Annotated in this window: 6 protein-coding genes and 1 pseudogene; 3 read left to right on the forward strand and 4 right to left on the reverse strand. The window is 45.4% G+C overall.

Translation table 11 applies throughout. The features are described 5' to 3' along the window. Positions 1–179: 179 nt before the first annotated feature. Both EO93_RS07650 and EO93_RS07655 read right to left on the reverse strand, forming a co-directional pair. Positions 180–1580: an MATE family efflux transporter gene (locus tag EO93_RS07650; RefSeq protein WP_048161851.1), complete on the reverse strand. Its 1401-nt coding sequence runs from the start codon at positions 1578–1580 to the stop codon at positions 180–182. Further along, entirely contained in the window at positions 1577–2005 is a 429-nt protein-coding gene (locus tag EO93_RS07655) for a MarR family winged helix-turn-helix transcriptional regulator (protein WP_048134781.1), read from the reverse strand. Before EO93_RS07655 ends, EO93_RS07650 begins: the two co-directional genes overlap by 4 nt. A gap of 281 nt (positions 2006–2286) precedes the next feature. Between EO93_RS07655 and EO93_RS07660 the strand changes: the two genes are divergently transcribed. After that, entirely contained in the window at positions 2287–3123 is an 837-nt protein-coding gene (locus tag EO93_RS07660; RefSeq protein WP_048161853.1) for a DUF3658 domain-containing protein, read from the forward strand. Positions 3124–3327: 204 nt separating this feature from the next. Here EO93_RS07660 and EO93_RS07665 read toward each other — a convergent pair whose 3' ends face one another. Continuing rightward, complete coding sequence (locus tag EO93_RS07665) at positions 3328–3807, reverse strand: hypothetical protein (RefSeq protein ID WP_048161854.1); 480 nt, start codon at positions 3805–3807, stop codon at positions 3328–3330. A gap of 282 nt (positions 3808–4089) precedes the next feature. Here EO93_RS07665 and EO93_RS07670 point away from each other — a divergent pair, with 282 nt between their 5' ends. Beyond that, the gene (locus tag EO93_RS07670; RefSeq protein ID WP_048161856.1) at positions 4090–4566 is read left to right on the forward strand and encodes a hypothetical protein; all 477 of its coding nucleotides are present in this window, start codon (positions 4090–4092) and stop codon (positions 4564–4566) included. A gap of 456 nt (positions 4567–5022) precedes the next feature. Beyond that, positions 5023–6501 (forward strand): right-handed parallel beta-helix repeat-containing protein, encoded by a 1479-nt coding sequence (locus tag EO93_RS07680; RefSeq protein ID WP_048161860.1) that lies wholly within the window; start codon positions 5023–5025, stop codon positions 6499–6501. Between the two features lie 163 nt (positions 6502–6664). Here the strand turns inward: EO93_RS07680 and EO93_RS07685 are convergent. Further along, positions 6665–6905, reverse strand: a pseudogene (locus tag EO93_RS07685) (hypothetical protein); the annotation flags it as partial.

A 6905-nucleotide genomic window follows, 5' to 3' on the forward strand; every position in this document is an offset into this window, starting at 1 on the left:
GCTGCTAAGTAAGGCAGCCCTCTACTCTTTTTAGCTATGGCAGCCACCGTTTTTCCAAAACGTGCCCACCCGCACTCGACGCAATCGAGAGGCTTTTGCCCCCTTGACGTCCGGGTCCTTGAATTCCGCATACAGGGGGGTTCTGACGACAGTGTTCGCAGGGGGCATGGAAGCCTTCTTTAGTTGTTTGGAGTTAATACAATCTCAGAAGCAAGGGAGTGGCCTTCCTCACTTACAGGTATTCTACTCTTGAGAAAACCAAACTCCTTCCAGAGCAAGCCCAGTACGACCAGGAGCATCAGGAATTCCGCAGCCGGGGTTGCGAGCCAGACCCCATCAATGCCCATTAAAGGGGGTAAAATCCAGAGCAGGGGGAGGAGGAAGAGAAATACTTTTCCGAGCTGGATGAAAAGGGAAGTTCTGACCCTGTTTATGGCCTGGAAATATACCGAACCCAGCATGACCGTTCCCTGGGCAAGGAGGGCAAAAATGAAAATCCCCATGCCGTTGAGGGTAATTGCCAGGAGTTCGGGGCTGTCGTGGTTGAAGATACGGATAACCTGTTCCGGATATACTGAGAGAAAGAGAAATCCGCATGCTCCGGTTCCAATGCAGGAAATCGCAGCCAGCTTCAGGGTTCCTGCAACCCGGGAGTAACAGCGGGCTCCGTAATTGAACCCGATTATTGGCTGGGTGCCAACCGCGATTCCTTCAAAGATAAGGGAGAAGATCGAGAAGGCATATCCTATGATACCGTAGCCTGAAACCGCAAGGGCCGATCCGTACCTGAGCAGCATGTAATTGTTTGCAAAGAGCAGGAAGAAGGTTGAAAACTGAATTGCAAAGGACGGAAGGCCTGCCTTTATGATCTCAAGAATAACTCCCGGCTCCAGGCGAAAGGCCCGGGGTTTTAGCCTCAGTCCGGCCCACTTGCTGAAAAGGTAGAGCGACAGCAGGATTCCGGAAAGGGAAAAAGCGATTACGGTGGCAATGGCAGCTCCCGGAATTCCCATGCCCATGCGTACGATGAAGAGGTAATCTAGCCCGAGATTTACGCCAACACCCACAACCATACATAACATGGCAAGGCCGGGTCTTCCGTCGTTTCGGACCAGGGGATCGAGGGCGATTGCCAGGAGCAGGAATACCGATCCTGCAAAAAGAATCCTGAGATAGTCATCGGCCATGGCAAAAACCGGGCCGGAAGCTCCCAGCAGCCGGAGGTAGGAATCCGAGAAGGTTAGCCCGAAGATGGTAAGCCCTATTCCCGCAAGCAGGAGCAGGGGAAAAGCATTATGCACAAGTCGATGAGCCCGCTTTTGATCTCCCCTGCCAAGGGTCAGGGCTACAAGGCTTGATGCCCCGATTCCTATCATGTGACCTGCTGCGGCTATGGCGATAAGCGTGGGAAACGCAAGGGTCACCCCTGCCAGTCCCTGATCACCCACGGCGTTTCCGATAAATAAACCGTCAATAACTCCCTGGATTCCCACAACGATCAACCCGATGGTTGTAGGGAATACGAATTTCAGGAACAGCTTCCCGATGCTTGCATCCCTCATTTCCTGCTCATCGGTCATGCATTTTCCTCTTCCAGGCCGGCGGCGATTTTCTCAAAAATCTTCTCCAGAACCTCAAGTTCTTCATCATCCAAGATTTCCCGGACTTTTTCGAAAAACTTCATGTCAGCCCCGTTTTCAATCTCAACTACCTTTTTCCCTTTATCGGTAAGCCTTAGAAGGCAAACTCTTCCGTCTTTCGGAGAAGCCCCTGTTTCAACCAGGTCTTTTTCCGCCATTTTAGAGACCATGTTACTTGCAGAAGGTTTACTGACCTCCATGGCCTTTGCCAGTTCGGACATTGTGGGATTGCCGAGGGAATTTATTTTCCTGAGGTAAAGGAATGTATTGAAGCTGATATCGCTGTATTCTTCGGAGAATTCATATTCTTTTAAATTTTTTTGATAATATCGGTCAATTTTTTCAAAAAACTGAGAGATTGCCATTTTTGCTCTCCATTAACGAGATTAGTGGGATTTAGTTAGCCAGACTAACTAGTTAGTTAGTCTAACTAATATTTGAGGTTTTCGTTTGGCAAATATAATTATAAAACCCGCCTATGCATCCCGGAAACACCTTCCTAAGCCAGCATATTTGAAAAATGGAGGTGAAATATATTTTTTCACTACTGCCTGTTTTTATGTAAGTAAGCCCATTATCCATTAAAAAAATCCTGTTTATTCACCACCTCCCTTAAAAAATTCTCTCAAAAACATGGTGCTTGAAAATGACAAACAAAACAGTTCATATAATCTTCACCGAATCGGCGGGGGGCTCCTTGAAATTTGCTCTCCGCGGCAATCCCGGGGAAACTGTCCTTGCCCTTCCGGATGACCTGAGCCTCGGTTCGGTCTCTCCTTACGACCCGGAACTGAGAAAAAAATATTTTGAATCCCTTTTTGCGGAAATGGAAGACGAAGCGGCCTACATGACCCAAGCGCCTGAAGCCGAAATGTTCTGGAACCGGGTGAAAGACTTCTGGAAGCAGGTATCTGAAACCGAAGCCGAAAAGATCGTCTGGTTTACCCGCAGGTCCGTTTGTGAATATACGGGTTTTCTGGAACTGCTCTCCCGGGAAAAAAATCCTTCCGAACTCCTTGTTGTTGACCTCACCGAGGGCCTTGACGTTGTTCATGAAAACGGGATAACCGAGCGTATAGTCCCGATTTTCCTTGGGGAATTACGGCCTGAGTGGCTCCTATCCGGGAAAAATAAGGCAAGACGCTTAACGGAAGAAGAACTCGCCTATTACCTGGGCAGGTGGGAAGAACTAAAAAAAGATAATATGCCGCTTCGGACTCTCTGGAGAGGGCAGCTGTATTCCGAATCCCCCGATATTTTTGACGAAAAAATCCTGGAAAGTGTACCTGAAACCTGGGCCAGTGCGGCAAGAGTTGTCGGGGAAATGCTTGGTAAACTCTCGGAGGAATACCATCTGGCAGGGGATATGTTCCTCTATTCCCGCTTGCTCGAACTGGCAAAAGCCGGGCTTGTCGAGACGGAAGGAGAGCGCCGTGCTATGAGGTTCCTGAAAGTCAGGAAAATCCAGGGCAGCTCGCATTAAGAAACCTGCTCAAGCGTTGCCCAAACTTTTTAACTTTTTCAACCGCACTCACAAAATCGGGGCCGTGCACTTTCTTTGCCGGGACCTGTGTCCACCCGGCTCCCTTTCCCAACCTTCATTTGATCACCGGATCCGGATTTATTCAGAATTCAAAAACCTCAATACTCTAATTTTAGTCAGATTATTTCGAATTAAGAATCATTTTTATTCCATTTCCCTTACCATATCAAGGAGCACAAGTTTTCTTGCTTCCTGTATAGGGATAAGGTAGCCATCGACCTCGTCAAGTTTGGGATTTGCCGGGTCTACCCCATATTTGTCAATATAGGCTGCCCTTGCCTCCTCCATTATTTTTGACATTTCCGGCTCGCTCATTACAACATCATAATCCACGCCCTCTGCCGAACCCTCCGGAGGCTCGCCTGTCTCGGTGACCAGGACGCTTAAGTTACCATGAAAAACAGTGCCTTCCAGATAGTTCGGAAGTTCGCCTCTGGCAAATTTGAGGTCATTTTCTGTAATATCGTATTTTTCATACAGCTCCTGCAATTCGGCATCGGTATAACTCACATTGCCAGAAAGAACCACATCAGCGGCTGCCTCAACCTGGCTTTCGTAAAATGTTCCGAGAATTCCGATGGCACACACAAAAAATACGATTACTGCCACCCATGTTTTATTCATGAAATACTCTCCACGGATCAATGTAGAATATAAGAAATCAATTACATTACAAAATAACAAAGAAATATTATATCATATAACTTTTCTGTAAAAAATCAAATATTCGATTATTATTAAATAAATTAGTAAGATAAAATTCCAACTTTACTCTTTGTTTGATAGTCTGGGGAGAAAAAGACAAATAAATCTTCTATTTAAAAAGTAATGGATTTGAACAAAAGTATTCAAACGAGAAAAAGAAAAACGGGAAATGAATTGCAGTAAGGAATATGGGAAACTAATATGAAATTTGGAATATCTGCGCTGGTTATAGCAGTATTGCTGGCGGCCGTTTTCTTTGCACCTACTGAGGGCACACAAAAAGCAGCAGATAAAGGAGAAGAGGAAGAAGAGACCGAAGAAAAAACTGCGTATGCGCCCTGGTTTAATGAAGGCGACCCCTGGTTTGCTGAAGGTGATGAATTAAACCGGCTTAGTGGTGATGAACTTCGTGCCCTTGCCGAGCAGAACGAGACTGTAAGGAAAATGCTCGAAGAGGACCAGAAGCTTGAGCCCGTCCAGATCGAAAGTCTTGAGGATATAGAGCACCTTCCGGAAAACTATCCTGAAGAATTAAAAAGACAGATGATCGAAGATTACCTTGCTAGACAGAATCTCTCGGAACAGCAAAACAACAGTTCCGATGATTTCCCGGAACCACCAGCTGGTGAAGTAAACGAACCAACAACAAATGATGCTAACGAGTCAACAACAAATTGAGATCGTGCGCAGGCAGCTATAGAGGAATAAAGAGAACAGCTTAGCTTTCCTTAAGGGATGAAGACAATTTTGACCAGGCTTGATCCTGATTCCATGAAGGAGAAAGGCAAAAATGTTACAAAAAATATCCACCCGGGCTTTAGCAATGGCCTCTTTAGTAATGTTGATACTTGTTACAATTTTGTATTACATAAAAGAGTTCTTTTTTCCGGGGCACGTTTCTTCTTTTATGCTCTTTAGCCAATTCGTGGGCGGAGTGTTTTTTGTCCTGCTGATAGTGGCCGTAGGCGCTCTAAGCATATCAGCCTTCAAACTCGTTTTCAGGCATATTAAAGGAAATTAAACAAACTGTTAGATATTGTATAGAAATAAAAGCTAAATGTGAAAAAGGGGTTTGGGTAACTGAAAATAAAAAACTGCCTTTCACTGGAATTCGTTTTACTGATATTATTTTTAATGATAATACCCGCAGGTACCGCTGCAGCAGCTACGGGCATCACTGTGGATGAAAACGGAGGAGCAGACTATACCTCCATACAGGAAGCTGTAAACCATTCTAAATCCGGGGACACCATTCTCGTTTTCAGCGGAACGTATACGGAAAATGTGGATGTGGACAAAGAACTAACCATTATCTCAAAGTCCGGAAACCCGGAGGATACGATTGTCCAGGCAGCCGACCCGAGCGATCATGTGTTCCATATGACGGCAAGTAATGTTACAATTAGCGGCTTTAACGTTACAGGAGCAAACAGTACCGGGAAAAGCCGCGAGCCTTGTGGGATATACCTTGACGGAAGATCCGAATTATTCAGGGCCCCGGAGGAAAATGTGGATGATGGGGTAAATGAAGGAGTTGATGGAGAAGTAAATGGAGGAGTGAACGGGGGAATGGACGGAGAAGCAGATAGCGGAGTTTATGCCTGCACCCTCTCCAACAATAAAATATCCAACAACATCCTGGGCATTTTCCTGGAAGATGCCGACAACAACACCCTGAGCAATAATACCGCGTCGAATAACTATATCGCTATCTTTCTGGCTGCATCTGACAGCAATGAACTGAAGGGCAACTCCGCGTCGGACAATAAGGGCGGAGTCTTTATGTTCGGAGGCGTAAACAACGCATTTAGCGAGAACAGGATTTCGAGGAGCGGGACCGGTTTTCTGCTGGAATATTACAGCAGTAATAATATTTTTAACAACAACACCGCCCTGGACAATGAAAACGGCTTCTATATCCGGGGCGCCGAAAATATCACACTGATAAACAACAATGCAAGCTCGAACAATGAAACCGGGATCTACCTGGACTCCTCCTCAAATAACAGCCTGGAAAGCAACAGGGCAGACCTGAACAGGAAATACGGCATCCATCTCAACCATTTTTCCTGGAACAACGAGCTTAAAAACAATACCGCTTCAAGGAACGAGAACGGGATCATGCTGTATTATTACAGCGAAAACAATTCCCTGACAGGAAACACTGCAAACCTTAACAGCAAAAACGGGATCTACCTGAACGAAACCTCCGGCAACACCCTGGAAGCAAACACTGCAAACTCGAACAACGGGCACGGGATCTATCTCAAGTCTTCCACCTTCAACACGCTCAATAACAACACCGTAAGCTCAAACAGCCTTTACGGCATCTACCTTGACCCCTCGAATAATAAAACAGTGAACACAAGGATAGTGACCGAGGATTTCAAGTACTGCAGGTTCCTCGAGGACTCCAGCAACAACAATACGGTAAGCGGGAATTACCTGAATGGTAATAGTGAAGCCATCGTGGCAAATGGTTCGGAAAACAGCATTTATGATAACCATTTCGAGGAAAAAACAACCCTGGAAGTACCTTTCCCCGTCAGGGTAACGGCAGTGATCGACAGAATAAGGGATTTTTTATTAGCTCCCCAAATTCCGGCGAATTGATTTTGTAGAAATGCTGACCATTTCGGGAAAAGGGAAGTTTCCGGAGTCCGACCGAACCTTAACAGTTTACCCGGAGATACTATTCCGTGAATCCAGAAAAGAAAAAAAATATTCAGGCCAGAAAAATCCGGCCGTAAACGGATATAACATCATTCTAACGTTTTTACAGACCATAGCCTGCTTTCCTTTCCACTAACCTTCCATACAGGTTTGCAACAAATATCGAATTTGTGAAGAACATTGCAGGTATGCCCACAAGTACAATTGAAAGGACTGCAAATATAATAAAAAGAGCATACTGTTTCAGCCGACTTTCCGCAAATGTCCTCAAAAATAAAATTATTTTTATTAAATGGCCAACTGTCAAATTATAATTGACCTTTGTTAATGGCAATTCGTTGATT

It is taken from the genome of Methanosarcina sp. 1.H.A.2.2, assembly GCF_000979975.1.
Classification (GTDB): Archaea; Halobacteriota; Methanosarcinia; order Methanosarcinales; family Methanosarcinaceae; genus Methanosarcina.